General features: G+C 54.0%; 25 protein-coding genes, 1 tRNA gene and 1 riboswitch. Of the genes, 16 read left to right on the top strand and 10 right to left on the bottom strand.

The genetic code is table 11. The features are described from left to right. The first annotated feature begins 137 nt into the window (after positions 1–137). The gene (locus tag CGL_RS00370) at positions 138–1,718 is read left to right on the top strand and encodes a CitMHS family transporter (protein ID WP_011265455.1); all 1,581 of its coding nucleotides are present in this window, start codon (positions 138–140) and stop codon (positions 1,716–1,718) included. An 82-nt stretch (positions 1,719–1,800) separates the two neighbouring features. Beyond that, entirely contained in the window at positions 1,801–2,187 is a 387-nt protein-coding gene (locus tag CGL_RS00365) for a hypothetical protein (RefSeq protein ID WP_011013362.1), read from the top strand. A gap of 272 nt (positions 2,188–2,459) precedes the next feature. On the opposite strand, the gene CGL_RS00360 is transcribed toward CGL_RS00365, so the two are convergent. Continuing rightward, entirely contained in the window at positions 2,460–3,836 is a 1,377-nt protein-coding gene (locus tag CGL_RS00360; protein WP_011013361.1) for a PhoH family protein, read from the bottom strand. 156 nt (positions 3,837–3,992) lie between these two features. Beyond that, positions 3,993–4,156, top strand: a riboswitch (FMN riboswitch). A gap of 81 nt (positions 4,157–4,237) precedes the next feature. Between CGL_RS00360 and pnuC the strand changes: the two genes are divergently transcribed. Continuing rightward, entirely contained in the window at positions 4,238–4,930 is a 693-nt protein-coding gene (pnuC, locus tag CGL_RS00355; RefSeq protein ID WP_011013360.1) for a nicotinamide riboside transporter PnuC, read from the top strand. 43 nt (positions 4,931–4,973) lie between these two features. Here pnuC and CGL_RS00350 read toward each other — a convergent pair whose 3' ends face one another. Beyond that, positions 4,974–6,245, bottom strand: a complete 1,272-nt coding sequence (locus CGL_RS00350) for a chloride channel protein (RefSeq protein WP_172820766.1) — start codon at positions 6,243–6,245, stop codon at positions 4,974–4,976. 149 nt (positions 6,246–6,394) lie between these two features. Here CGL_RS00350 and CGL_RS00345 point away from each other — a divergent pair, with 149 nt between their 5' ends. Further along, entirely contained in the window at positions 6,395–6,844 is a 450-nt protein-coding gene (locus CGL_RS00345) for a tautomerase family protein (RefSeq protein ID WP_003855411.1), read from the top strand. Positions 6,845–6,926: 82 nt separating this feature from the next. Further along, a complete protein-coding gene (locus CGL_RS00340) occupies positions 6,927–8,048 on the top strand; it encodes a magnesium and cobalt transport protein CorA (protein ID WP_011013358.1) in 1,122 nt (373 codons plus the stop codon). A gap of 62 nt (positions 8,049–8,110) precedes the next feature. Here CGL_RS00340 and CGL_RS00335 read toward each other — a convergent pair whose 3' ends face one another. The 5 genes from CGL_RS00335 to CGL_RS00315 all read right to left on the bottom strand — a co-directional run bounded on the left by CGL_RS00335 (position 8,111) and on the right by CGL_RS00315 (position 13,038). Next, complete coding sequence (locus CGL_RS00335) at positions 8,111–9,736, bottom strand: CotH kinase family protein (protein WP_011265453.1); 1,626 nt, start codon at positions 9,734–9,736, stop codon at positions 8,111–8,113. Between the two features lie 33 nt (positions 9,737–9,769). Continuing rightward, the gene (locus CGL_RS00330) at positions 9,770–10,483 is read right to left on the bottom strand and encodes a DUF4956 domain-containing protein (protein ID WP_003855408.1); all 714 of its coding nucleotides are present in this window, start codon (positions 10,481–10,483) and stop codon (positions 9,770–9,772) included. Positions 10,484–10,501: 18 nt separating this feature from the next. Further along, positions 10,502–11,344: a polyphosphate polymerase domain-containing protein gene (locus CGL_RS00325; RefSeq protein ID WP_011013356.1), complete on the bottom strand. Its 843-nt coding sequence runs from the start codon at positions 11,342–11,344 to the stop codon at positions 10,502–10,504. 146 nt (positions 11,345–11,490) lie between these two features. After that, the gene (locus CGL_RS00320) at positions 11,491–12,348 is read right to left on the bottom strand and encodes a hypothetical protein (protein WP_011013355.1); all 858 of its coding nucleotides are present in this window, start codon (positions 12,346–12,348) and stop codon (positions 11,491–11,493) included. Positions 12,349–12,780: 432 nt separating this feature from the next. Then, positions 12,781–13,038 carry a metal-sensitive transcriptional regulator gene (locus CGL_RS00315; RefSeq protein WP_011013354.1) on the bottom strand — a complete coding sequence of 86 codons (258 nt, stop codon included), beginning with the start codon at positions 13,036–13,038 and terminating at the stop codon, positions 12,781–12,783. A gap of 126 nt (positions 13,039–13,164) precedes the next feature. Here CGL_RS00315 and CGL_RS00310 point away from each other — a divergent pair, with 126 nt between their 5' ends. From CGL_RS00310 to CGL_RS00300, 3 genes are read left to right on the top strand one after another with little or no spacing between them, the layout of a single operon-like run. Further along, the gene (locus tag CGL_RS00310) at positions 13,165–13,758 is read left to right on the top strand and encodes a rhodanese-like domain-containing protein (RefSeq protein ID WP_011013353.1); all 594 of its coding nucleotides are present in this window, start codon (positions 13,165–13,167) and stop codon (positions 13,756–13,758) included. Then, the gene (locus CGL_RS00305) at positions 13,759–14,052 is read left to right on the top strand and encodes a rhodanese-like domain-containing protein (RefSeq protein ID WP_011013352.1); all 294 of its coding nucleotides are present in this window, start codon (positions 13,759–13,761) and stop codon (positions 14,050–14,052) included. 10 nt (positions 14,053–14,062) lie between these two features. Beyond that, positions 14,063–14,809, top strand: coding sequence for a sulfite exporter TauE/SafE family protein (locus CGL_RS00300; protein ID WP_011013351.1), 747 nt, complete (start codon positions 14,063–14,065; stop codon positions 14,807–14,809). A gap of 76 nt (positions 14,810–14,885) precedes the next feature. Here CGL_RS00300 and CGL_RS00295 read toward each other — a convergent pair whose 3' ends face one another. Beyond that, positions 14,886–16,256: an MBL fold metallo-hydrolase gene (locus CGL_RS00295; protein WP_011013350.1), complete on the bottom strand. Its 1,371-nt coding sequence runs from the start codon at positions 16,254–16,256 to the stop codon at positions 14,886–14,888. Positions 16,257–16,423: 167 nt separating this feature from the next. Continuing rightward, positions 16,424–17,341, bottom strand: coding sequence for a phenol 2-monooxygenase (locus tag CGL_RS00290; protein WP_208400605.1), 918 nt, complete (start codon positions 17,339–17,341; stop codon positions 16,424–16,426). Between CGL_RS00290 and CGL_RS00285 the strand changes: the two genes are divergently transcribed. From CGL_RS00285 to CGL_RS15570, 3 genes are all read left to right on the top strand, one after another. After that, a complete protein-coding gene (locus tag CGL_RS00285) occupies positions 17,340–18,812 on the top strand; it encodes an NAD-dependent succinate-semialdehyde dehydrogenase (RefSeq protein WP_011013348.1) in 1,473 nt (490 codons plus the stop codon). The genes CGL_RS00290 and CGL_RS00285 overlap by 2 nt on opposite strands. 186 nt (positions 18,813–18,998) lie before the next feature. After that, positions 18,999–19,472, top strand: a complete 474-nt coding sequence (locus tag CGL_RS00280; protein WP_011013347.1) for a hypothetical protein — start codon at positions 18,999–19,001, stop codon at positions 19,470–19,472. A gap of 346 nt (positions 19,473–19,818) precedes the next feature. After that, positions 19,819–20,541, top strand: coding sequence for a hypothetical protein (locus CGL_RS15570; RefSeq protein WP_011013346.1), 723 nt, complete (start codon positions 19,819–19,821; stop codon positions 20,539–20,541). Positions 20,542–20,643: 102 nt separating this feature from the next. On the opposite strand, the gene CGL_RS00270 is transcribed toward CGL_RS15570, so the two are convergent. Continuing rightward, positions 20,644–20,730, bottom strand: a tRNA-Leu gene (locus tag CGL_RS00270). 306 nt (positions 20,731–21,036) lie between these two features. Here CGL_RS00270 and CGL_RS00265 point away from each other — a divergent pair. Genes CGL_RS00265 through CGL_RS00245 form a run of 5 tightly spaced genes read left to right on the top strand, consistent with a single transcriptional unit; the run spans position 21,037 to position 26,512 of the window. Then, a complete protein-coding gene (locus tag CGL_RS00265) occupies positions 21,037–21,933 on the top strand; it encodes a DUF3662 and FHA domain-containing protein (protein ID WP_011265452.1) in 897 nt (298 codons plus the stop codon). Positions 21,934–21,949: 16 nt separating this feature from the next. Further along, positions 21,950–22,414: an FHA domain-containing protein FhaB/FipA gene (locus CGL_RS00260; protein ID WP_003861086.1), complete on the top strand. Its 465-nt coding sequence runs from the start codon at positions 21,950–21,952 to the stop codon at positions 22,412–22,414. After that, positions 22,414–23,769 (top strand): PP2C family protein-serine/threonine phosphatase, encoded by a 1,356-nt coding sequence (locus tag CGL_RS00255; protein WP_011013344.1) that lies wholly within the window; start codon positions 22,414–22,416, stop codon positions 23,767–23,769. The genes CGL_RS00260 and CGL_RS00255 overlap by 1 nt, the downstream gene beginning before the upstream one ends. After that, positions 23,766–25,091 (top strand): FtsW/RodA/SpoVE family cell cycle protein, encoded by a 1,326-nt coding sequence (locus CGL_RS00250; RefSeq protein ID WP_011013343.1) that lies wholly within the window; start codon positions 23,766–23,768, stop codon positions 25,089–25,091. Before CGL_RS00255 ends, CGL_RS00250 begins: the two co-directional genes overlap by 4 nt. Next, a complete protein-coding gene (locus CGL_RS00245) occupies positions 25,088–26,512 on the top strand; it encodes a penicillin-binding transpeptidase domain-containing protein (protein ID WP_011013342.1) in 1,425 nt (474 codons plus the stop codon). Before CGL_RS00250 ends, CGL_RS00245 begins: the two co-directional genes overlap by 4 nt. The last annotated feature ends 2 nt before the right edge of the window (positions 26,513–26,514 follow it).

Raw genomic sequence — 26,514 nt, 5'->3', positions numbered from 1 at the left:
ACAAAAGTCTTATTTTGCGCACTACCTCAGGCAATGCACCAAACACTTCTGTGCGTGACACGCGCCACCTTATACTCCCACAAGCAACACAGAACACTCGGGATCTCAAAGTTTCGAGAAACACAGAAAGGGCAGCAATGAGCAGCTCAACACTTCTCCTGGCTTCAGGACAAGTCACGGCATTAGCCGCTGACTACACGCTCAGCCACACCCCCTCAGATGGCATCCTGGTAGTCCTTGGCTTCGCCATGATCCTCACCTTCATGACCCTGATCATGCTGGGTCGACTCACCCCAATGGTGGCCATGCTGTTGGTCCCCACCATCTTCGGTCTCATCGCCGGCGCAGGACTCGGCCTTGGTGACATGGCGCTTGACGCCATCAAGGACATGGCGCCTACCGCGGCACTCCTGATGTTCGCGATTATGTTCTTCGGAATCATGATCGACGTCGGACTCTTCGACCCCCTGATCCGCGTGATCACCCGCGTTCTTCACGATGACCCCGCAAAGGTCGTCATCGGCACCGCAGTACTTGCAGGTGTTGTCTCCCTCGACGGCGACGGCTCCACCACCTTCATCATCACCACCTCCGCGATGCTGCCCATCTACCTGCGCCTTGGCATGAGCCCTGTGGTTCTCACCTGTACTGCCGGCCTGATCAACGGCACCATGAATATCCTTCCTTGGGGTGGCCCAACCGTCCGCGCAGCCGCAGCACTTGGCCTCGAGCCAGCAGATGTTTTCGTACCAATGGTTCCTTCCCTCATCGCCGGCGTTGTCATCTGCCTGCTGTTCGCATGGTTCCTCGGTCTCTCCGAGCGCAAGCGCCTGGGCAAGATTGACTCCTCCCGCTTCGGTGGGCCAGGACTCGACGCCCCAGAAACAGGAACGGGCTCAGGCTCCAGCTCCAACAAGAAGGGCTTCCCAGGCCTCGGCGGACTGGGCAAGGCAAAGGACGCTCCAAAGCCAGGACCTACTGGTGGCGTACTTGTTGAGGACCGCGAAGTTGAAACCGAGCAGCACATCAACCTCGACGACTCCACCCTCACCGAGAACATGACCGACACTCTGCTCGATCCACACCGCGCAACACTTCGACCGAAGCTGTTCTGGTTCAACGCAGTCCTGACCCTGGTCGTCATGGTTCTCCTGGTTGCCGATATCTTCCCACTGGCCTTCGTCTTCATGGCTGGCGCCGGACTGGCACTTGCAGTGAACTTCCCTAAGGTCAAGGACCAAGCAACCGAAATGCTGGCGCACTCTTCCAGCATCGTCGGCGTTGTCTCCATGGTTCTCGCCGCAGGCGTCCTAGTCGGCGTCCTCAGCGGCACCGGCATGGTCGACGCGATGGCTACCTGGATCACCACCGTCATTCCGAACGCAATGGGCCCTCACCTGGCAGTTATCACCGGCCTGCTGTCCATCCCAATGACGTTCTTCATGTCCAACGACGCCTTTTACTTCGGCATCCTCCCAGTCCTTGCAGAAAGTGCTTCCCACTTCGGCATCGAGCCTGTGGAAATGGCCCGCGCATCCATCACTGGCCAGCCCGTTCACATGCAAAGCCCGCTGGTCCCAGCGATCCTCCTGCTGGTTTCCCTCGCCAACGTCAACCTTGGCGACCACCACAAGAAGGTTCTGTGGCGCGCCTGCATCGTGTCCATCGCGATGCTCGCCGTAGCCCTCTTCATCGGCGTCGTGCCACTCAGCGCATAAAATAGCTTTTCGACGCCAAACCCCTCCTCCCCGTGTTGTTCTGTGCACGGGGAAGAGGGGTTTTCTAATATGATCACCCACTATGAGCAATCGTGAGTACGGCCTAGGATTCCGCAGTTTCATTGTTGGCATCATTTTCGCTGCGGTGTGGCTTGTTTTCACTGGAGCAAATGAGTTCTCCCAGATGCAAGTTATCGGAGCTTGCACCAACTTCGTCCTAATTTGTGCCGCACTCACCTTTTGGGGCTATAGGCAGCGATTAACTGCGAAGCGGGTAATCACTAGAGTTTCGGCTGGCCTCACACTTGCCATCGGCGCTGCATTCGCCGCCATCTCGGCCCCCTTTGATGAGACAGGCCTTTGGGGAGTCGGGCTTATCTTCATCGCTATTGGTTCATATGCGGGCGCTGCCCTAGTGAGCTCGATAGTCTTGGCGCTCCTCAACCTTTCCCACCTTCGACAGCAGTAATGGTGAGGATTCACCACAAATCGCTCTGATCAGCCAAAACGTGGTGGATTTTTGCAAGTTCAGAGGCCAATCTTGCACGAATCCACCACAGATCCGAGGTTTCCGCTCAAACGTGGTAGATCCTTGCCCTGCAAACTGCCAGGATTCACAACAGCCCCAATGGCCCCAAAATCGACCCCTCCTAGAATCGCTCCTGAAGCCCTAACTTTCCCAAACCAGGGCAACAGGTCATTGAGCGACCCCAAGCCCTTAAATCGCCACAGACTGCGCGACTACAGAGACGGCGCATCCAAAACTTGGGTGACCAACTCAGCGATTCGGGAGCGTTCGGAACGCTGCAACGTGATGTGGCCAAACAGTTCGTGATCCTTGAGTGCTTCCACCACAGAGACGATGCCGTCGTAGCGACCAACGCGCAGGTTGTCGCGCTGCGCTACGTCATGGGTGAGAACTACTCGGGAATTCTGGCCGATGCGAGACAGCATGGTGAGCAACACGTTGCGTTCTAGGGATTGGGCCTCGTCGACGATGACGAAAGCATCGTGGAGTGAGCGTCCGCGGATGTGAGTAAGTGGGAGAACTTCGATGAGGCCGCGGGAGAGGGCTTCATCGATGATGTTTTGGCTGACCATGGAGCTTAGGGTGTCAAAAACCGCTTGCGCCCAAGGCCCCATTTTTTCTTCTTGGTCGCCAGGCAGGTAGCCAAGTTCCTGTCCGCCAACGGCAAAGAGTGGGCGGAACACGATAATCTTGCGCTGAATGCGACGCTCCATCACAGCTTCCAGGCCGGCACACAGTGCGAGTGCGCTTTTACCTGTACCCGCGGGGCCGCCGATGGATACGATGCCGACGGCGTCGTCGTTAAGCAAATCAATGGCAACCCGCTGCTCAGCGCTACGCCCGCTGATACCGAATACCTGCTGGTCGCCGGGGACAAGCTCGATGATCTTGTCGGAATTCATACGACCAAGCGCCGAACCGCTGTTGGATTTGAGGGTGAAGCCGTGGTTGACGGGCAGCTTTTCGAGCTCCTCAATGCGCACCTCGCCGGTGTCGTAGAGCTCGCTGAGCTGGTCATCGGTGATATTGGCGTGGGTCATGCCGGTGTAACCACGGTCGCGCGCCAGGGCAGCGCGGTATTCCTGTGCGGCGATTCCGCTTGCCGACGCCTTAATCCGCATCGGCAGGTCCTTCGACACCAGAACCACATTGTGGCCCTCTTCCTGCAGATTCTTGGCCACTGCAAGGATGCGGGTGTCATTGTCACCAAGGCGGAATCCCACGGGCAAGGACCCCGTGTTTTGGTGATTCAGCTCAACATGGATGTGTCCGCCTTCATCGCCAATTGGCAGTGGCTTGGACAAATCCCCATGGATCTCACGCAGCTCATCCAGCATCCGAAGCGCTTGGCGAGCAAAAAAGCCAAGGTCCGGGTGATGACGCTTGGCTTCTAATTCCGTAATTACAACAATTGGCAGAACTACATCGTGCTCCGCGAACCGTGTCAACGACAACGGATCAGACAGCAACACTGACGTGTCCAAAACATAAGTAACAGAGACTTCCTGCGCACCTCCTTCCATTTCCCAGTGCTCCGTATCTGTTTGGAGCGAAGAATTTCCAAGGAAATCTGGATAGGTGGTTGTCACAAGTCCTCCTCTAAGTGGGCTTGTCGCCCACGGTAGTAGTCACCGCTGGCGAATACCGGGGACTCGTCAAGTTTTCATGAGCCGGTCACCAATCGTTCAGTTTCAACCAGGACGGTTCATATGCTTCACACTTTCCGCGTCAAGCGCTATAGTGAGTTTTGTTCTCAGGGCGGGGCGAAATTCCCCACCGGCGGTAAGACGAATCATCAGATATGACTAGTTGAGCCCGCGAGCGCCACCAACTAGCAATGGTTTGTGGGTCAGCAGATCCGGTTAAATTCCGGAGCCGACGGTCATAGTCCGGATGCAAGAGAACCGTGGTTTCGCTGATTTTTGGCGAACCCGGAATTAAGGCCCCGAGGATTACATGCTTTTAAATCCTTTGAAAAGGGGACAAGATCATGAATCCTATAACCGAATTATTAGACGCAACACTATGGATCGGCGGAGTTCCGATTCTGTGGCGCGAAATCATCGGCAACGTTTTCGGATTATTTAGCGCGTGGGCAGGAATGCGACGCATCGTGTGGGCATGGCCCATCGGCATCATAGGCAACGCGCTGCTGTTCACAGTATTTATGGGCGGCCTTTTCCACACTCCACAAAACCTCGATCTCTACGGCCAAGCGGGTCGCCAGATCATGTTCATCATCGTCAGTGGTTATGGCTGGTACCAATGGTCGGCCGCAAAACGTCGCGCACTCACCCCAGAAAATGCAGTAGCAGTGGTTCCTCGCTGGGCAAGCACCAAAGAACGCGCCGGCATTGTGATTGCGGCGGTTGTGGGAACACTCAGCTTTGCCTGGATTTTCCAAGCACTCGGCTCCTGGGGGCCATGGGCCGACGCGTGGATTTTCGTCGGCTCAATCCTGGCTACCTACGGAATGGCTCGCGGATGGACAGAGTTCTGGCTGATCTGGATCGCCGTCGACATAGTTGGCGTTCCTCTACTTTTGACTGCTGGCTACTACCCATCCGCGGTGCTTTACCTGGTGTACGGTGCGTTTGTCAGCTGGGGATTTGTCGTGTGGCTGCGGGTGCAAAAAGCAGACAAGGCTCGTGCGCTGGAAGCTCAGGAGTCTGTGACAGTCTGAAAAGCGTTTACTAAATAGAAGGTGGAGGGAGGCGTCGACAAGCTTATTTAAGCTCGCCCGTCCAGCTCGCGTACGTGATCGGGATGGCGCGGAGCTCGTGCTTGGCGATGACAGACCACACGCGCACGGCGAGGACCGCGGAGGCTACTGCGAGGAAAATCGGAAGGTAGCCTTGGGCTTCCATGTCGGTGAATTCCACTGCGGCGATGAGCCCGAACAGTGGCGCTGCCATGGTGGTGGACAAAAATGCGGCGGCGCCAAGCAGCGCAAAAGCGGCGATCGGGACGTTAGTGATGGGTTCCAATACAGCACCCACTACCCCACCGACCATGGATCCGAGTGCGAATGCGGGGATCAGGTTACCGCCGACCATGCCCACGCGGAAGGCGAGCAAAAACATGGCGGTGCGCAGAACAAGTACCAATAAAATGGTGCTGAGGATCAGGCCATCGCCGAGCATGGAATCGGCAAGCCAACGGGGATTCGCCAGGGTTTCGGGGAAGAAATAAATCACCGCAGCGATCACCACGAAACCCAACGGCATCTGCCACAAAATCTTCACACCCTTGGGCGAGGCCTGCGCCATTTTGTGCGCCGCCGCTGAAAACCAGTGCCCGCACATGCCGGCGACTACTCCGGTGACCATCGCGGCAAGCAGCATCCATGGGCTTTCCGTCAGCGGGACAGTGCTGAACACATCTGGGGTTTGCACGAAAAATCCAGTGGTGGCAACGGCGGCGGTCGTGGTGATAATTGCGATAACCACGGTCCGAGTGGAGGCCTCAACCAGTAGGACCTCAAGGGCAAACAGCACGCCTGCTAGGGGAAGGTGGAAGCTTGCTCCCAAACCAGCTCCCGCGGCAGAGGCCACCAAGATGCGCTTTGCATCAATATCGAGCTGCAACCACCGACTAAACCGCTCTCCCACCAAGGCTCCAGCAATACGTGGAGCGTTCTCTGCACCCACCGGCGCACCCGCAGCAACCGTGGTGACCTGCAAAAATGCGGACGCTATGGTCTCCAAAATCGGCATCTTCTCGCCCCGGATCGCACCCACAATCGAAACCTCTTTCGGCCCCGTGCGGTGCACAAAAAACCACGCCCAGGAGGCCACCACGCTAAGCACAATCACCGTGATGGACAGGCGAAGTGGCGACACATTGGCCACCGGATTGTAATTATGCAAATGGTCAGCGCCATAAACTAAACGCTCCACGCCAATGGCAGACCAGTTCAGTGCAGCAACAAACAGCCCGGTACCGACACCAATGATGGCAGCGATAACGGCTAGACGATTCAGCGGAATGGTTGACACAGGAACTCGATTTGGCACGCGCAACACTATAGCCAGTAAACGCTGTATCAGAGGTGTTTAAATTCCCGCCTCTGCCCCAGATTTAAAACTATGATGAGGGATAGCTTCTCAATTTTCCAGGTTTTCCAAAATGAAAGAGGTTCACGCACATGCCTACTTATACTTGTTGGTCGCAAAGAATTCGCATTTCTAGGGAAGCCAAGCAACGCATCGCTGAGGCAATCACCGATGCCCACCATGAATTAGCGCATGCTCCCAAGTATTTGGTGCAGGTGATTTTCAATGAGGTGGAGCCTGATTCTTATTTCATTGCGGCGCAGTCGGCGTCGGAAAACCACATTTGGGTCCAAGCAACGATTCGTTCGGGGCGTACAGAGAAGCAAAAAGAGGAACTTCTGCTTCGGCTGACACAAGAGATCGCGCTGATTCTTGGGATCCCCAATGAAGAAGTATGGGTATATATAACGGAGATTCCTGGTTCCAATATGACGGAATATGGCCGTCTCCTCATGGAACCTGGCGAAGAGGAGAAGTGGTTTAATTCGCTTCCCGAAGGCCTGCGGGAAAGGTTGACCGAGCTAGAAGGATCGTCAGAATAGCTCTCGAATAGGCCATTTCTTACTTCATCGGCAATACTGACTTAGTAGAAATTGCTGTCCAGAACTGTTGAAGGAGTTGAAAATGCCAAAGAATTACGACATCAACGGGGCGATCCGCAGACGGGATATGCTCAGACGTCGGTACCTTCCTGATTCGGCAAATTCAACTCCTGTACCTGAAGAGGTTTCTCCGCTGACCCGCTATGTCACCGACGGCATCCCGAAGCGCCCACCGCTGGGTGCCACTGTTGCTGACGGTTTAAAATTCGCCGAAGGCGCCTCCAACCGCATGGTCATGTCGCTGTACCCTGCGCCATCCAAGCCCGCAATCGAGGAATTGGCAGAGGCCTGGGACCTCCACCCCACCATCGTAGAAGACTTGCTCCTTGGTCAGCAGCGCCCAAAACTAGACCGCTACGAAGACATCATTTTTATCGCGATCCGCTCCGCGCGCTACATCGACTCCCGCGAAGAGGTGGACTTCTCCGAATTCCACATCCTCATGAAGCCTCAGGCCATAGCCATTTTGTGCCAGGATAACCAATGGATTGACGGCACCAGCGCCGCCAGCTTCAGCAACCCCGAGGAGATCGATAAGCGCATAAAAACATTGCTTGCCGACGCCGAGTTACTCTCGTCCGGCCCCCGCGCCGTGGCCTATAGGCTTGTCGACGCCATCGTCGACGGCTTCTCCCCCGTTCTTAGAGGCATCGCCATCGACCAGGAACAGATTGAGCGCCAGGTGTTCTCCGGCGACGCCGCCGTCGCCGAACGTATTTACAACCTGTCCCAAGAAATCATCGACATGCAGCACACCACCAGCTCAGTTACCGAAGTGGTGCAACGCCTCAACAAAGACTTCATCCGAAGTGGCATGTCCGAAGAACTCCGCGCCTACCTCGACGACGTCGCCGACCACCTCACCCGCGACAACACCCGCGTCTCCGAATACCGCGAATCCCTATCCCAAATTTTGAACGTCAACGCCACCCTTGTAGCCCAACGCCAAAACGAAGACATGAAGAAAATCTCCGGATGGGCCGCCATCATCTTCGCCCCAACCCTCGTGTCCTCCATCTACGGCATGAACTTCGACATCATGCCAGAACTTCACTGGGCGTTTGGCTACCCGTTGGCTCTCTTAGCAATGCTCGGATTCACCCTCCTTTTGTACTGGATCTTCAAACGCAGTAAGTGGATGTGAGACAAAAACCGAAAAACCAACAGGCCTCGGAAATTCCAGGGCTTGTTGGTTTTCTAGTTTGATCACTCTTGCAAAGCAGCCAACGCTTCTGTGCGGGCAGTGATCCATTCCCGCATTGACGCCACTTCCGTAGCGATCTCATCTGCAGTCACCGCATCAGTTTCTGGAATTGACGCTGCAATCTCATCCAACAACTCGATGGCAGTTCCGGAACCATACATTTCTTCATACAGCTCCCAGTACACCTGCTCATAGATTTCCGTGAATGCATCGGAAGCGAGGAAACGTTCCTTGAGCTGGTTTCCTCCCATCGATCCACCGCCTTCCCGGTCACCCATATCAGGCATCTCACCCATGTCTGGCATTCCTTCAGGGCGTTCACGTTGCTGCATATTGCCCATGTCAGGCATATCCTCGGTCGCAGTACCTTCAATTTCAGTGTCGGTCGTTCCACCAGGACGCATTCCGCCACCGCCACCTCCGCCCATGGAGATTTCATCATCTGGGCCAGCATCAGTTGAGCCGGACATTGCGAGGTTCAAATCCCAAGAGATCACGCTGATCAGGCCGGTGTCGTAGTCGTACCACAGGTAGTAATTACTACCGGGACCAGCCATGTCGTCGGAATTTACCAACAGGTTTTGAGTGGCAACGTAGCGAGCAAAGCTTTCCACATCGACGTAGTCAGAGAGGTGTTCAGCAAACTCTTCATCGCTTGCGGTGTCGAGCCATTTCAGCAGGTTGATGATCGGTTGGATGTCTCCGTTGCCGTCACCGTTGATCTGCTTGAACTGTCCGTCGTATTCAGTTTGGTCTTCGCCTTGGTAGGTGAAGGAACTGTTGGAATCTGCTTTGAAGAGGACTCCGTTGCCGAGCGCGTCGGCATAATTTTCATCGGGGTGCTTCAAAAGGAGTCGAGTGGTGGAGGGCTCGTCGTTAAGCGAAAACGTTGTGAAGCTGGATTGCTGCGAGACCTGGCCGGTTTCTGCGGTCAGGGCCAGCGCCATTGCTTCGTTGACCACGGTGGTGCCGGGGCGTAGTGCCAGTTGGGTCATGCCTTGGTAGACGCGGCCGTCTTCGTATTTGTCGAAGCTGATCAGAAGTGGCCAGGTGCTGACATCGTCGGCATCGACCGAAGTCATGCCACCCATGCCGCCACCACCCATGCCACCGCCGGGGCCGCGAGTCTCTTCATTTTCCGCAGTTTCACCGGTCTCTGAAGCGTCAGTAGTCTCTTGCTGCGCCGCGAACTGTTCCTCAAACTGGGCGATTTCCTCTTCACTGAGATCTGTAAACTCTTCGACGCCTTCTGGTGCCTGAGGTCCGCCTTCTTCAGATGTTCGACCCAACCCGGACAGCGTGGAGTTGCCCTTGAGGCGGATGCCGACGTTTTCAATGGTCACGCCATCAATCGTGATGGTTGCTTTCACCCAGGTTTTGGAACCGTCTTCTTGATAGTCCGCGAGCATCTCATCGAGGCTTTCCTGCGAAACCTGCAGGCTGATTTCATGGGAAACGGAGGTATCAAAAATATCGACATTGCCTGCACCGACATCGATCGTGGCAGTCGATGATGCTGACGTTTGGATTTCACCAGAGGAAATATAAGGTACAACCTGCACTCCACCGAGCACGCCACCGACAGCGATGATAGCTGCGGAAGTTCCTAGGAAGAGGCGTCTGTTCATCCTCCATCGAGCAGATTTAAAGCTAGGCATTTTCTATACATCCGTTTGATCGTGACCGGTCAGGACAGTCGCTTTTTGGCCGTAGTTCACATCGCGCATCTTGGCGACCAGCTCATGTGGCTTCACGTTCTTGCGCATTTGAGCGGTGTAGGAGAACTCGGTCAGGGCTCCGCCGCGGACAGATTCAGCGGACATCATCTCAAAGGAAGTGCAGTACTGTGCGAGGATCAGTTCAACTTCTTCTGCGTAGGACCTGCCGGAATCAGCTTGTCCATCGGCTGGGACCTGCACCTTGATGACCTGGCGCTGGATATCAGCCTTGAACCAGTCGAAGCGGTACATGATGAACAGAACGCCACAGACAACGATGGTTGCAGCGATCGCCAGAACGTAGAAGCGGGTACCGCAAGTCATGCCGATTGCCATGGCAAGGAAAAGGAAGCCCACATCTCGGGTTTCTTTCACTGCGTTGCGGAATCGAATCACCGAAAGCGCGCCAACCAGGGCGAATGCACGTGCAATGTTGGAGCCGACCACCAGCATGATGATTGCAATGACCATTCCCACCAGCACCAACGTTTGTACGAATGACTGGCTGTAGGAGATGTGGCGGTGGGTCTTTTGGTACACCACACCCACGATGGAGGTCAGGACGAAGGACAAGACCAAAGTGATGAGAACGTCGACGACAGAGAAGGTGCCGGAGAGGTCTTGGAAGTCAAAAATGGAGCTCAGATCGCTCAACATTGGAGGGGCCTTTCTTGTTTAGAAGATGGGGTCGACAGCGCCGAAAGCTGATGCCGGACGGTTGTGAAACGCTTCGATGGTTTCGCAGTATTTGGACATCCGAATCACGGACATTTCCAGTTGAGCAGTCATATCAGTGAGCCAAAACGGCACGCGTTCATCGCATTTGATTTCCACGACTGCCAATCCTTGCGCCACCGTTGGGCGGTCTTCAAGGTCTTGGCCAAGCAGAAAATCACGATCACGGCCTGAAACACCGTGGTCAATGGTGACTCGCGAACTTTCCTCCGCATCAGCGCCGACGAATGCCTCGCGGTGATACTTCGTGGTGGCGATGGGTCGCAGCCGATAATTTTTAGCAAACGACGCCATTTCGTGAATCAAAGCGTGCTGGTTTTCCGGAGAGATTTCAAGAAGCTTCTCGACGTCCACCTGCTCGCCTACCGCGGCGCCCGTGCTATCGCCCAGGGCGAGCGCATATATAAAGGGCAAATCCAGCCGACGCTTTTGAGTTACTTTGTTAACCCGCTGCTTGATCTCTACCGACACGGTGGATTCTGGAGTGAGCACTCCATCACCGTAGGTACGGATCCGTAGTTTCCTTCGGAATTTCAGACCCTCGATCTTTTCGGTGTAGCACCGTAAATCGGCTGAATCGAAGTAAAGGGATTCCACTCGGTAGCCTCCGGGTGGGGAAAGCGGATCCGTGCTCATCCTCGTTGCCAACTGCTCGCGGAGTGCAGGTACATCTTGCTCTGTAATCAAGTATTTGATTTCAAAACGATTGAACCTGTGCGGGGATGCTTTCACCCCTGACGACACTGCTTGATTGACTGTTTGATTGCTCATGCCAATAAGCATGAAACATTTTTTTGAAAGAATTCAGAGCGTTTCCTGTGAGGATTTGGGAGTATTTCCCCTAACTATCAACTACTTACGTCTCATTAAATTAAGAGTTTGTTTACCTGCCATCTACCCTTATAGGAAAACAGCAGGTCTATGACCAGCTAAATCTCAGGAATAAGCATTTCTTCCCGCAATAAGCGCTCAAAATCGTCGAAAGGCTCAGGTGTCTCCGAAGAATCTCCCTGCCAAAGATCTGCCACCGGTGATGGTTCATAGTCCATGGCTATTTCTATCGTAGGAATGACGTTTTCTTTCCAGTGGGCAAAAGGCCTCGCCAATTCAGCCAGTTTTCCCGCAGATGTAATCGCATCACCCGCTAGTGAATAATCACTAAAGCCAGACATCACAATTTTCGAGTTGCTGAGCATCCGAACATGGAACGGAACAATCTCAGAGTTTGCCTGATTAATCAGTTCAGTCGCGTCCGCAAGGAATGCAGTACTTGGTCGAGCATCTTCGATCTGGATTTTGTACTCGCCGTGAACAATGTTGATTGTCCAATCATCGCCAAGCAGTTCACCCAACTTGTCACCAGCAGAAATCACCCCGGACAATTCTCCGCTGACATTAATATCGAGCTTCCTTGAGCCATGAACCCCAACCCACTCCACATCAGGACTAATCAACAGCTCAACCGCATCCAGCCAAGCAACCGGAGCACCGCCATAAACCTCCACGATGGTGGAGCCCACCTGCGCAAGAATGAAACCAGGATTAAAGGACGCACCCGCACGCTCCGCCTGATCACTCAGCAGGTTAATCGCACGACGAATATCCTCCACCGAAGTTGCTTCAGTCTGGAACTTTGTCTGCGCAATGTGTTTGATGTTCTCGGGAATGACATCTGCAGGAAACTCCAGCATGCCAAATTCTCCACGCGATGGACCCCACTTGATTGGAAGCCCCTCTCCCCTAGCTTCCTTGTGGAAATCCTGCACCAATTGAAAAACAGTTCTCATTAGTGCAAAGGTATCAGTGCACCTAGTGGGGGTTAGAGCGGGGGCTCCCGGTTTTGAGAGGTTTTGAAAAGGTTCAGCTCCCGCCGGTTACCTAAAGTTCGATTTCTCAACAGCGATTTCGCATTTACAGTTTCGCATCCTCAATTTCTTACCTTCGAGACCACTAGGAAAAACGCCAAAAACCGACCGAAATCGCTCTTAAGAAATTGAGCGCCAAGGTATCGAACTTGCGAAATCGGTACCGTGAAATCGAACTAAAGGTCTCGAACTTAAACACCTAATCAAAAGGACGACTTCACGTCGCCGACTTCGTTAGGTAAACCCGGGCTTTCCCAGCGAAGCCGAGGATAAGAAGTTGAGCATGAGAAGTCAGCACACGTGAAGTCGCCCCTTGACGCCCGAAACACCCAAACGCCCTGAACTAGGCCATAGTTAAGCCAGCGACAGGAACAGTTTTTCTAGTTCCTTTTTGTCCATGTCGCCATCAGGGTTGGTGAGGCACTGTTCCAAACCTGTGGCAATGATGGCGAAGCCTGCCCTGTCCAGCGCTTTTGTGACTGCGGCAAGTTGGGTGACTACGGCTTTACAGTCTTCGCCTTCATCAAGCATTCGGATTACTCCGGTGAGTTGACCTTGGGCGCGCTTGAGTCGGTTGAGCACTGGGGTGATCTCATCAGGATTGAGTTGCATTTTTTCTCCTTTTGTTGCCCTGGAACGTTGATCCCACAGTATACCCCCACCCCTATCTTGAATACCCCCCAGGGTATATGGCACACTTGGAATCGCCCATCACTTTGAGATTGAAAAGGACAAGGTATGACTTCCGCTCAACCGATTACTTCCGTAGATGCACAGACTCTAAAATCGTGGATCGATAAGCATGAAGGACTCACCGTCATTGACGTCCGCACTGCACATGAGTTTTCAAATTTGCACATTAAAGGCTCTTACAACGTGCCTCTAACTACACTTGCTGAGCATTCCGAAGAGATTTCCTCTCGTGTTGGAGAACATGTTGTTTTGGTGTGTCAATCCGGCATTCGAGCAGGTCAGGCACAACAAAAGCTGGCACCTTTGGGAATTTCCACCGTGGCTGTTTTGGAGGGTGGCATCAATAGTTTTGCTAAGGCTGACGGTGATGTGGTCCGCGGAACCCAGGTGTGGGATATCGAACGTCAGGTGCGTTTTGCCGCTGGATCATTGGTGCTCGCAGGGCTTGCGGGAGGTAAATTCCTTTCACCAAAAGTTCGCACCCTGTCGGGAATTATTGGTGCGGGTCTGACATTTTCTGGCGTTTCCAACACCTGTGCCATGGGCAAAGCTCTGTCCGCCTTGCCGTGGAATAAAACTAAGCCAGTTCCTACCGAAACCGAGACATTGAGCAAGCTTCCAAGCCCTAAGGAGAACTAAATGTCTATCACCATTACTGAAACTAACAAGCGCCGAAATTTGGATCAGATCCTGGATGTGCGCGAAAATTTTGAAATTGCCGAGGGCATAATCCCCGAGGCAGTACATATTCCCATGGGTGAGCTCAACTTTCGCTTCAAAGAGCTAGATCAGAATCGGCCGGTCATTGTGGTGTGCCGCAGCGGTAACCGCAGTACACAGGTGGCAAATGCACTTAAACAGGCGGGATATACCGCGTACTCTATGACTGGCGGAATGAGTGCGTGGTACCAAAACAATCTGCCGATTAAGTAGGAAGTCCCCAATGACCGCCGTTTTGCTCCTCACTCTTTTTCTATCTCTTTTTATTGGCATTTCGCTAGGACTGTTGGGCGGTGGTGGTTCGATCCTCACTGTTCCAATTCTGACGTATGTGGCGGGGTTGGAGCCTCGTGAAGCTATTGCCGCCTCGCTGTTTATTGTGGGCACAACGTCGCTGGTCAGTGCCATTAGTCACGCAAGAAATGGGCGGGTCCGGTGGAAGACTGGCCTGCTGTTTGGTGCCGCGGGCATGGTTGGCGCGTTTGGCGGTGGCGTTCTCGGGGGCTACATTCCTGGCACGATTTTGATGATCGCGTTTGCGCTCATGATGATCGCCACGTCGACTGCGATGTTGCGGGGGCGTAAGCAGAAGAAGGGGGCGTCGAAAAGCTCTCTTTGGCGCGTCCTTGTTGATGGCCTGGTGGTCGGCGCGGTGACCGGGCTTGTTGGTGCGGGCGGCGGCTTTTTGGTGGTGCCGGCGCTGGCGCTGCTCGGCGGGCTGTCGATGCCGGTGGCTGTGGGCACGTCGTTGGTGGTGATCACGATGAAGTCGTTTGCGGGGCTTGCCGGGTATCTGACCAGCGTGCAGCTGGATTGGGGGCTGGTGCTGATGGTGACTGCGGCCGCCATCGTCGGTTCGCTTGCCGGTTCGCGCCTTGCGGGGCGCGTGCCTGAGACTTTGCTCCGCAAAGGGTTCGGGGTGTTCGTGCTGGTCATGGGCGTGTTCGTGCTCGGCTTGGAGCTTTTATAAGCTTTTCGACGTCTCCCTCCGGCGAAACCCAAAAAAAGGAACCCTCACAATCCGTGAGGGTTCCTTTTACTATTGTTTATTGTGCGTTGTGCCGGACCCAGTTGTCATAGGATCCTTGAAGTTCCACCACATCAAAACCAGCATTACGCAGGGTGCTTGCGGCGATTGAGCTGCGTGTTCCACTCTTGCAGTAGCTCACGATCTTTCCGTCACGTGGCAGTTTCTCCAGATTCCACAGCACGGATGCACCATTAATATGGAGTGCTCCTGGGATGTAGCCTTCTTCGACTTCACTGCGGTTGCGGACATCAAGAAGTAGATCGTATTCCAATTCATCCAGCTGATCTGGGGACACAGTTTGCGGTGCAACTAGGTCCACCCCATCAAAGTTGGTGATAAAACCAGCAACATTATCGATTCCCACGCGAACCATGTGGTCCCACATCTCCATGGCACCAATTTGGCTTGCCGCGAGCAGAACCAAAGCTCGGGAATCCTTCTCGGGATCAACGGTCCACGAGCCAAATTTCGCCATCGAATTGCCCGCAGGAATATTCACTGCACCAGCTACAGTGCCCTGGTGAACTTCATCGGCTGAGCGGGTATCAACAACAATGACGTCGTGCAGATCAGAAGCTTCCAGCTGTGGCAACAGCTCGCGAGCGCCCATAATTGCGGGCCCTTGCCTATTTTGCCTCTTCATCCTGCCGAAGTATGCAGGTGCATCAGGTTGGCCTTCCAGAAGCTCATCAATGAATCCTTGTTCATCATCTGCCTCCAGATACTTTCCCCACCACGCAAATTGACGTTCATATCCAAGTGTTGTTGAAGGAACCGAACCCAAGGCTTTGCCACACGCGGAACCGGAACCATGACCAGGGAAGATCTGGATGTGATCAGGCAATGTCAGGAATTTTTCCTTCAAGCTCTTGAACATTTGGCGAGCCCCCTCAAAACGAGTGTCCACTCCCCCAGCTGCTTCATCGAGCAAATCTGGTCGGCCAAGATCACCCGCGAAAACGAAATCGCCAGTGAGCATGAATCCTGGCTCATCTGCGAACGCGCCGTCCTTCAGCAGGAACGATAAGTGTTCCGGGGTATGGCCTGGGGTGTGAACAGCTGTGAGCACCAGATTTCCCAGGCGAATCTCGCTGCCGTCGCATATTCGCTCGGCGTCGAATTCATACTGCCAATCGGCGCCGCCCTCCCCTGAGACGTACATGGTGGCATTAGTTGCAGCAGCTAACTCACGGGTTCCTGACAAATAGTCCGCATGGATATGGGTTTCGGTAACTCCAACAATCTCCATTCCGTTTTTCTTGGCCATGTCCAGATAGACGGCAATATCGCGACGCGGATCAACCACGACTGCGGTGTTGTGGGCTTGGCAGCCAATGAAATAGCTGGCCTGCGCAAGGTCTTCGTCGTAGATGCGTTCAATAAGCACTGAGCTCTCCTTCTCAACGTAAAAACTAGATACCCCTCGGGGTATTGAGAATCTACAGTAATACCCCAGGGGGTATAGTTCAAGCGCAGGTTCACTCATTCTGTCGAAAAAGCACAAAACCCCGAAACCACTCAAGGTTCCGGGGAATCGTTCCTAGAATTTAGGGTTTATGGCTCAAGCAGATTGCCATTGAAGAACTCAGCCAGTGCTGCGGTGTCTTCGAGTGGGAGGACTGCTGCGACGTACTGGTCTGGGCGAACGACAACAATTGCGCCATCGCGACTGATGCCACGGGACTCAAAGATGTCTTGGGAATCCAGTGCGGTCCAAACGTTTTCGAGGTTTTGCAGCTTGTATGGTCCAACTCGTGGGAAGAAGACCTCTGGCGCATCGAACAGGTCGAAGGAGTGGTAATGCTGCTGGTAGGTAGCCTTGATATCGAAGACTGCGTTGCGGTCGCCGGCTTCTGGGGTGAAGCGGTTGAGTGGTGAGTCTTCGCTTTCCTCCATCCACTGCGCCCACTTGTTCAGTGCAGACTCGGAATCTTGTGGGGTGGCTTGGCCAGCGAATACGTAGATCCTCCAGTGACCATCGGCGGAGTGTTCGTGGCCGATGTGGGTGGTCACCGCATCGCAGCGTCGTAAAGCAATATCGGACTTGAAGCGACGCCCCACCGGGAAGCCGCTCGCGAGCGCCTGGTGCTCCATGCCCGCAGTGATCAGATTGTCCTGGTATTCGGTGAGGAATCCGGCGGTGAACTCCTCCGCCTCTGGATCTTCCAGCTGAGGGGCGATGAGGGTGGACCATCCCTTATCGAAAGCAATGAGGTTTGCCGCAGCTGGGTAGTGCTCGTCGTGGCGCACGACCAGAAAGCACGTGGCTGAGCTTCCAGCCAGACGTTGTGGCCGGAGTAAAAATCCATCCAAACTTTCCGTGATGCTGGTAAACCTGTGGGTGTCAATGCCTTTGATTTGAACTAAGCACAGGACTACCTCGACGCCGGCGCCAACTTTGTCCGAGTCGGTGCCGATGTCCAGCAACTCAACGCTGCTGGATACGAAAAGTGAAGGAAAATAACGCATCATGACTATTAATGTCTCCGAACTACTTGCCAAAGTCCCCACGGGTCTACTGATTGGTGATTCCTGGGTGGAAGCATCCGACGGCGGTACTTTCGATGTGGAAAACCCAGCGACGGGTGAAACAATCGCAACGCTCGCGTCTGCTACTTCCGAGGATGCACTGGCTGCTCTTGATGCTGCATGCGCTGTTCAGGCCGAGTGGGCTAGGATGCCAGCGCGCGAGCGTTCTAATATTTTACGCCGCGGTTTTGAGCTCGTAGCAGAACGTGCAGAAGAGTTCGCCACCCTCATGACCTTGGAAATGGGCAAGCCTTTGGCTGAAGCTCGCGGCGAAGTCACCTACGGCAACGAATTCCTGCGCTGGTTCTCTGAGGAAGCAGTTCGTCTGTATGGCCGTTACGGAACCACACCAGAAGGCAACTTGCGGATGCTGACCGCCCTCAAGCCAGTTGGCCCGTGCCTCCTGATCACCCCATGGAACTTCCCACTAGCAATGGCTACCCGCAAGGTCGCACCTGCGATCGCTGCAGGTTGTGTCATGGTGCTCAAGCCAGCTCGACTTACCCCGCTGACCTCCCAGTATTTTGCTCAGACCATGCTTGATGCCGGTCTTCCAGCAGGTGTCCTCAATGTGGTCTCCGGTGCTTCCGCCTCTGCGATTTCCAACCCGATTATGGAAGACGATCGCCTTCGTAAAGTCTCCTTCACCGGCTCCACCCCAGTTGGCCAGCAGCTGCTCAAAAAGGCTGCCGATAAAGTTCTGCGCACCTCCATGGAACTTGGTGGCAACGCACCTTTCATTGTCTTCGAGGACGCCGACCTAGATCTCGCGATCGAAGGTGCCATGGGTGCCAAAATGCGCAACATCGGCGAAGCTTGCACCGCAGCCAACCGTTTCTTAGTCCACGAATCCGTCGCCGATGAATTCGGCCGTCGCTTCGCTGCCCGCCTTGAAGAGCAAGTCCTAGGCAACGGCCTCGACGAAGGCGTCACCGTGGGCCCCCTGGTTGAGGAAAAAGCACGAGACAGCGTTGCATCGCTTGTCGACGCCGCCGTCGCCGAAGGTGCCACCGTCCTCACCGGCGGCAAGGCCGGCACAGGTGCAGGCTACTTCTACGAACCAACGGTGCTCACGGGAGTTTCAACAGATGCGGCTATCCTGAACGAAGAGATCTTCGGTCCCGTCGCACCGATCGTCACCTTCCAAACCGAGGAAGAAGCCCTGCGTCTAGCCAACTCCACCGAATACGGACTGGCCTCCTATGTGTTCACCCAGGACACCTCACGTATTTTCCGCGTCTCCGATGGTCTCGAGTTCGGCCTAGTGGGCGTCAATTCCGGTGTCATCTCTAACGCTGCTGCACCTTTTGGTGGCGTAAAACAATCCGGAATGGGCCGCGAAGGTGGTCTCGAAGGAATCGAGGAGTACACCTCCGTGCAGTACATCGGTATCCGGGATCCTTACGCCGGCTAGCATCTGCCCCTTTACAAATCCACCGCAAACACTGGGATGTTTGTGGTGGATTTTTTGTGTTTTGGGAGCTGCAGTTGTGGAGTAGGTCTGCGTTAAGTTCGACTTCTTAACACCGACTTCAGTGAGAAAACCTGACATCGCCGTATTTCCCAAACGCAACTGTGTGCTGAGATAAGATCAGTAATCATGACTTACAAAGCAGACTATGATCTTGACTTTGAAAAAGTAGTCTTCCGCATGTCACAGCTGTTTGAAGATCTCATCCCGTCAGAAAACGCCTACGACCCATACAAAAAATCAACGTGGCCGACTCTGACCATGGCTGCAACATGGGTACAGGACGACTGTCTCATAGTTGTATTTAGGGCTGATCCAAGAAGAGTTGCGCCAATGGATGGTGCGACTTTCGTGGGCTACTTTTGCAAGATTTACCCCCAATACATTCCTGACAATATCGAATTTGGGGCAGTAGAGCTAATGTATGCCGACTGGATGGCAGGTGATGGGTTTATTTGGAAGATCGATCTCAAGGCTCCGCAAAAGATACATTGGAGAAATGCATTCGATGGTCTAAAAGCTCCGGCAGATTTAGAGGAATTATTGGACTACGCCGCGGAGATTCCGATGTGGTTAAACCCGGAAATTGAAAAGTGGATGTAGCCAGCTTCAAATTTGAATACCCCTTGAGGCTACCTACTAGGGGATATCACTTTTCCAAGAAAGATTATTTTTCTCCATACTTCATTTGGGTCTTTGGATTTGAAGAGCAGGTTTGCCTTTCTGCTGCACTCGCCACTCTTAGAAGCGAAAGCGATCAAAGTGTAAACGAAGCCATCAGCGCAAAACAAGACACGCAACTTAGCCAGAAATAAACTTCATTCAGAGGGGTAATTGAGCATCTTTCTCAGGTCTTACCGCCCCTCAAATCCTGCAGATTTTCCGTCGTCAATCAGGGACGAAAGTACATCCTATCTATCTAGCTCCACTAGCACAGATAGGAACTCCGTTGATTCATGAGCAAGACGTTCAGAAGCTGTTAAACTACATCACTTCACACTTTGGTGTTGACCCTGAAAGATGGTTTCATCCTGAAGGCTACCAAAGCATTGCCCTAGCGATTCTTGACTCCATTTACTCGACTGGTAATCGCTATACAGGTGTACTCAACCTTGTCAATCGATACTGCGGGCTGCGCGCAAATGAAGGATCACACCCTGAAGCCGATACTGCCACTGATCTCATCGAGACATTCTACCGGTGGGGAGGGGTCGACGAATTTGTTCTCAAAACGAATAATCGGTGGAGAACTTCCTCCAAGATTCACGCACCCTATAAGGCATACGCAGCTTTGGAAGCAGCAAAGGTACTTGCGGGTCATTCCATCGAATCCATCAGCGATGTTGTCGGCAGGTTCGATTCGCGCGAAAGCCGTGAACACTCAGATATCGCGAGAGAATGGTTGATGATAACCGGCCAAAGTAGTGCGTTGACCTGGAGTTACTTCCTTATGCTCGTAGGTGTCCCAGGAGTGAAAGCAGACCGAATGATCGTCCGTTTCGTCACTCACGTGCTCGAGCGTCCGAAAGAGATTTCCAGGCACGAAGCTTCACGGTTGATTGAGGAAGTTGCGGACATTATGTGCGTCAACTACATCTACCTCGACCACACCATCTGGCGGTTCCAATCAGGGCGCCCCTACCTCCAAGAAGACTCCTCCCCTTTCGAATAAATCCATCACATTTCACAGTCATACTCAAAGACAAACAAAACCGGAGATCACAGTCTCTTTCGAGTTTGTGATCTCCGGCCTGTGCAGTTCGAGAACCGCTCTTGGTGCCCGGGGGGGGACTTGAACCCCCACGTCCTTGCGAACACTGGCACCTGAAGCCAGCGCGTCTGCCAATTCCGCCACCCGGGCAGGGTGTCTTTTGCGACTTGTTAAAGATAGCACGCACTTGGCGTTGAATACCAAATCGGCAGCTAAATAGCGGTTTCCTGAATGGCAACAAAGTTGTAAATTTATGCATCCCGGTGGTTTGGCCTATAACTCTGGCGCCGTTCACCTCTATAATGACGCTATCGTGCGCTTTGGTTTAGACCGTGTGAAGGTTTTTCTAAATGGAATTTCAGTCACAGGGAGGGACAAAGCCATGCCCTTAGGCGTTTTCTAGGAGAAGACACTTATGGAACACCCAACTTATTGAGAAAAGGAGGTCGCAAAGTTATGGCTACTTCGAATCGGATAGCTAATGCTATGAACAGTTTGGCCAAGCTGGACAGTTCTATGCAACGCGGCCTTGATAATGCGTTGGCGTTTGTTTTCCGTGGTCGCGTTGTTCCGGCTGAGCTTGAGGAGCTTTTGAAGCAAGAGGCTGAGGACAATGTGGTTCATACTGAGTTTGGCTATGTTGAGGCGCCGAATGTTTTTAAGGTTTCGGTGAGCCCGAACGATTTTAGTAATCTTGTCGATCGTTTTCCTGATCAGCCGGCTCGTTTTGGTGATCAGATGATGAGGTTCTGCAGGAACAGTGGCTGGACGTTGGTTGGGCCGGTGATTGTGTTGATTGAAGAGGATTCTTCGTTGCACACGGGCCAGTTGAAGTCGGTTTCGGAGAAGGATCCGGATCCGGAGTTAAGTAGCGGTTATCTGCCTTTGGAAGGCGACGGCATCCTGCCTGTCGCAGAAAGTGAGTCTAAGAACGTGTCTGACAGTTCCCCTTACACTGGTACGGAGTTTTTGCCGGCGCAATCAGCGGATCGCCCTTTGGTTCAGGGTGTGCCGCAGTCTCAGGTTGATGCGAATCGCCAGGCTGCGATGAAGCCCGCGGGCCCTACGGTGACTTTGCTGCTGCAGGATGGTTCGAGCCGGACTTATTTGGTTCGGGAGGGTTCGAACATCATTGGTCGTAGTAATGATGCGGATCTTCGTTTGCCGGATACTGGTGTGTCTCGTCAGCATGTGGAGATCACGTGGGATGGCCGGGATGCCATTTTGGTTGATTTGAAGTCGACTAATGGCACCACGGTGAATGACACTCCTGTGGATAATTGGTTGTTGGCTGATGGTGATGTCATTACGGTGGGTCATTCCAATATCGAAGTTCGTATTGTTAGTCCCTAGAGGGAGAGGTTGATCAATGGATTCTCTGGTCCTTCTTGGGCTTCGCATCGCTTTGCTTGTGGTGTTGTGGTTTTTCGTCTTGATGGCGCTGCGCGCTATGAGGGCAGATTTGAAAGTGACGGGTCAAGCGTCGACAAGCAGCTCCTCCGTCGCGGCACCGCAGGGCCTTGCCCGGGCTTTTAATCGCTCCAGCCCGCCTCGTCTTTTGACGGTGGTCGAGGGCCCGTTGGCGGGCTCCTCGATTGAGGTGTCGGAGGATATGACGATGGGCCGTAGCCCTGAGTGCACGTTTGTGGTGGGCGATGATTACGCCTCCGGCATGCATGCGCGGGTGTTTAAGCGTGGTTCGGAGTGGTTTGTGGAGGATCTGGATTCGCGCAACGGCACTTTTGTCGGTGGTACGCGCATTGATCAGCCTGAGCAGATTGCGGTGGGCACGGATATCCGTATTGGTCGTACAACAGTGAGGCTTGTTCCCTGATGTTGAAACTTAAATATGCGGTGGCATCTGACCGAGGGTTAGTGCGCGGGAACAATGAGGATTCCGCTTACGCTGGCCCGCATTTGTTGGCGCTGGCTGATGGTATGGGCGGCCATGCTGCTGGTGAGATCGCTTCCCAAACCATGATCAACCATTTGCGTGCGCTTGATGTTGATCCTGGTGATAACGATATGTTGGCGCTGGTGGGCATGGTGGCAGGCGAAGCCAACGCGGCGATTGCTGAGGGCATCGCCGAAGACCCGGCGCGCGACGGCATGGGCACTACGTTGACGGCGTTCATGTTTAACGGGCGTGACCTGGCAATGTGCCACGTCGGCGATAGTCGTGGTTATGTGCTTCGCGACGATAAGTTGGTACAGGTTACAGTCGACGATACTTTTGTGCAGTCGTTGGTCGCTGAGGGCAAGCTTGATCCAGAAGATGTTTCAACTCACCCTCAGCGTTCTTTGATTCTGAAGGCTTACACCGGCCATCCTGTGGAGCCCACTCTGGAGCAATTCCCGGCCTTGCCTGGGGATCGTTTGTTGTTGTGCTCTGATGGTCTATCAGATCCGGTTACACACTCCACGATTGAAGAAACAGTGCGTGTAGGCACCCCGCAGGATGCGTCCACCAAGTTGGTGGAGTTGGCGCTGCGTTCTGGCGGTCCGGACAATGTGACGGTCATTGTGGCCGATGTTGTAGAAGTCACCGAGGCGGAAGCAGCAGCGGAAGCATCAGTGCCTGTCACGGCTGGTGCGCTCAATGGTGAGCAGCCTGAAGATCCGCGGCCTGATACCGCTGCGGGACGCGCTGCGGCGATCACACGGCGAGCTCAAGTGATTGATCCGGCACCAAAGATATCTGATGCTGGAACGGAGGATATTCCCACAATTGAGGAGCCACCAGAGAAAAGTTCCAGCAAACTTGCGGTATTGATCGTAGCCCTGGTCATCCTCATCGGTGTAGTTGCCGCAGGATGGTGGGGCTACTCCCGTATTGACAGCACTTTTTACGTCGCGGTCAATGATGAGGAAGCCATCACCGTGGAACACGGTGTGGATTACCGCATCTTTGGCAAGGATTTACATTCGCAATTCCAGGTGGCGTGCCTGAATGAAGCTGGCACCTTGTCACTCAAGGAATCCTGTGAAAACGGTACGTCTTTCAAATTGGATGATTTACCGGCATCTGTTCGCGGTAGTGTCGCAGGATTACCGTCTGGGTCGTATGACGAGGTCCAGGCGCAAATGCAACGGCTGGCTGCTCAAGCTTTGCCAGTGTGCGTGAACTTAGAAGTAACAACCGGTGGCGATAGAAACGAACCCGGAGTCAATTGTAGGGAGGTCTCATGAACACGCTTGAACGATTAAAGCTTCGTCGCACGGAAATGTGGCTGCTGATACTTGCCACACTCGTTGTGTCGATCATGTTCATCAGCCTCGAGCTGGCCATGGGCAATGAGTTGGGTACCCATATTTTGATGCTGATGGGCGGATATATCGGTATCTTCATCGTCGCGCACCTAGCCATGGCATGGGTGGCGCCGTTTGCTGATCAAATCATGCTGCCTGTGGTGGCGGTGCTCAATGGCATTGGTTTGGTGATGATTTATCGCCTTGATGAGGCCACGGGCTACAGCACGGTCAATAGCCAATTGATGTGGACGGTTGTTGGCGTCACGCTGATGGTGGCTGTGTTGTTGCTGTTGCGTGATTACAAGTCGCTTTCGCGTTATTCCTACCTCCTCGGTGTGGTGGGCATCGTGCTGCTGGCGCTGCCTCTCGTGTGGCCGCAGCCAGGCGGCGTGGAAGCCCGCATCTGGATTTGGCTTGGACCTTTCTCCATCCAGCCAGGTGAGTTCTCCAAGATTTTGCTGCTGCTGTTCTTTGCTCAGCTGCTAGCCACCAAGCGTGCTTTGTTTACTGTTGCGGGCTACCGTTTCCTCGGCATGGATTTCCCTCGTTTGCGTGACCTCGCGCCGATTCTTGTGGTGTGGGCGTTGGCTATTTTGATCATGGCTGGCGCCAACGACTTCGGTCCTGCACTGCTGCTTTTCACTACCGTTTTGGCCATGGTGTACCTGGCTACCGGCCGTGGTTCCTGGCTGTTGATTGGTGCTGTGTTGGTGGCTGTCGGCGCGTTCGCGGTGTACCAAGTTTCAAGCAAGATTCAGGAACGCGTGCAAAACTTCGTGGATCCTGTGGCCCACTATGACACCACCGGTTACCAGCTGTCCCAGTCCTTGTTTGGCATGAGTTGGGGCGGAATCACCGGCACCGGCATTGGTCAGGGTTACCCCAACATGATCCCTGTCGTGCACTCGGACTTCATTCTCGCAGCCATTGGTGAGGAGCTTGGTCTGATTGGCCTGGCGGCCATCATCGTGCTGTTTGGTGTGTTTGTCACCCGCGGTATGCGCACCGCTACCCTGGCTCGTGACAGCTACGGAAAGCTCGTGGCATCTGGTCTGTCGATGACCATCATGATCCAGATTTTCGTCGTCGTGGCAGGTATTTCTTCACTGATGCCCATGACAGGTTTGACCACTCCGTTTATGTCCCAGGGTGGTTCATCCCTGATGGCTAACTACATTCTGATGGCCATCATCTTGCGTATTTCTGACAGTGCCCGCCGACCTGTCATGTCCAAGCAAGCATCGGAGGTGGCTGCGTGAACCGCTCGATTCGAATCACATCCCTCTTCTCTTTGCTCCTGATCTTGGTGCTCGTAGCAAACCTCACCTGGATTCAGGCTTTTAGGGACGATGATCTTGCTCAGAACCCACTGAACGCACGTGGTTTCCTGGAGGCGAAGTCCACTCCGCGTGGACAGATTTCAACTGGTGGCCAAGTACTCGCAGAGTCCTCCCAGGACGATCAGGGTTTTTACCAGCGCAGCTACATCACCAACCCGACTGCCTACGCACCGGTGGTTGGTTACCTCTCTGATGTTTATGGAGCAGCTGGCCTGGAATTGGGATACAACTCTATCCTCAACGGCAGTGACTCTTCCCTGTTTACCTCCCAGTGGCTGGATGTCATTTCTGGCAGCCCTACCCATGGCGCAAACATTGAGCTGACCTTGGATCCCAATGCGCAGCAAACTGCTTATGAACAGCTGAGCCAAAGCGGCTACGAGGGTGCTGTGGTGGCGCTTCGCCCAAGCACTGGTGAGGTGCTGGCCATGGCGTCATCGCCAAGCTATGACCCCAACCAGATCGTGGATCCAGCAACCGCAGAGGACGCTTGGGCTGAGTACACCTCCACTGAAGGTGCACCGCTGCTCAACCATGCAACGCAGGAATCACTGCCTCCTGGATCTATTTTCAAGATCATCACTACTGCGGCAGCTTTGGAAAACGGCTACTCTGCTGATTCCACCGTGACTGCAGAGGCAGCAGTGACCCTGCCTGGCACCAACACCACCTTGACCAACTACGGCGGTCAGACATGTGCGGGCGGTGGCACCACTACCCTGCTCACCGCTTTCCAGCTCTCCTGCAATACTGCGTTTGTGGAGACCGGCATTGATGTTGGCGCGGATGCTTTGCGCGCGTCTGCCGAGGACTTCGGAGTGGGACAAACCTACAGCTTGGGACTAGATAACGTTCCTGGCGGCTTGGGTGAAATCCCCGACGATGCCGCCCTTGGACAATCCAGCATTGGCCAGCGCGACGTGCAAATGAACGTGCTGCAGGCCGCTGTCATGGCAGGAACCGTATCCAACGGTGGCGTACGCATGGAACCATATTTGGTATCCCGCGTCACCGGTCAGGACCTGAGCGAACTGAGCACCCACAAGCCGAAATCAGTTGGTGGAGTCGAGCCAGAAATTGCAGAACAGTTGAAGACTTTGATGGAAGCCTCAGAGCGCAATACTTCGGGCTACACCGGAATTCAGATCGCTTCCAAGACTGGTACCGCGGAACATGGTGATGAAAACACACCACCACACACCTGGTACGTGGCATTCAACAACGACATTGCTGTTGCTGTGTTGGTGAAAGACGGCGGTGGATTTGGCACCAGTGCAACTGGTGGTCAGGTCGCAGCCCCAATTGGCCGAGCTGTGCTTCAGGCAGCCGGAGGATTTTAAAA

The organism is Corynebacterium glutamicum ATCC 13032 (assembly GCF_000011325.1).
Lineage (GTDB): Bacteria > Actinomycetota > Actinomycetes > Mycobacteriales > Mycobacteriaceae > Corynebacterium > Corynebacterium glutamicum.
Note: the sequence above shows the minus strand (reverse complement) of the source record. Positions and strands in the feature narration are given on the sequence as shown.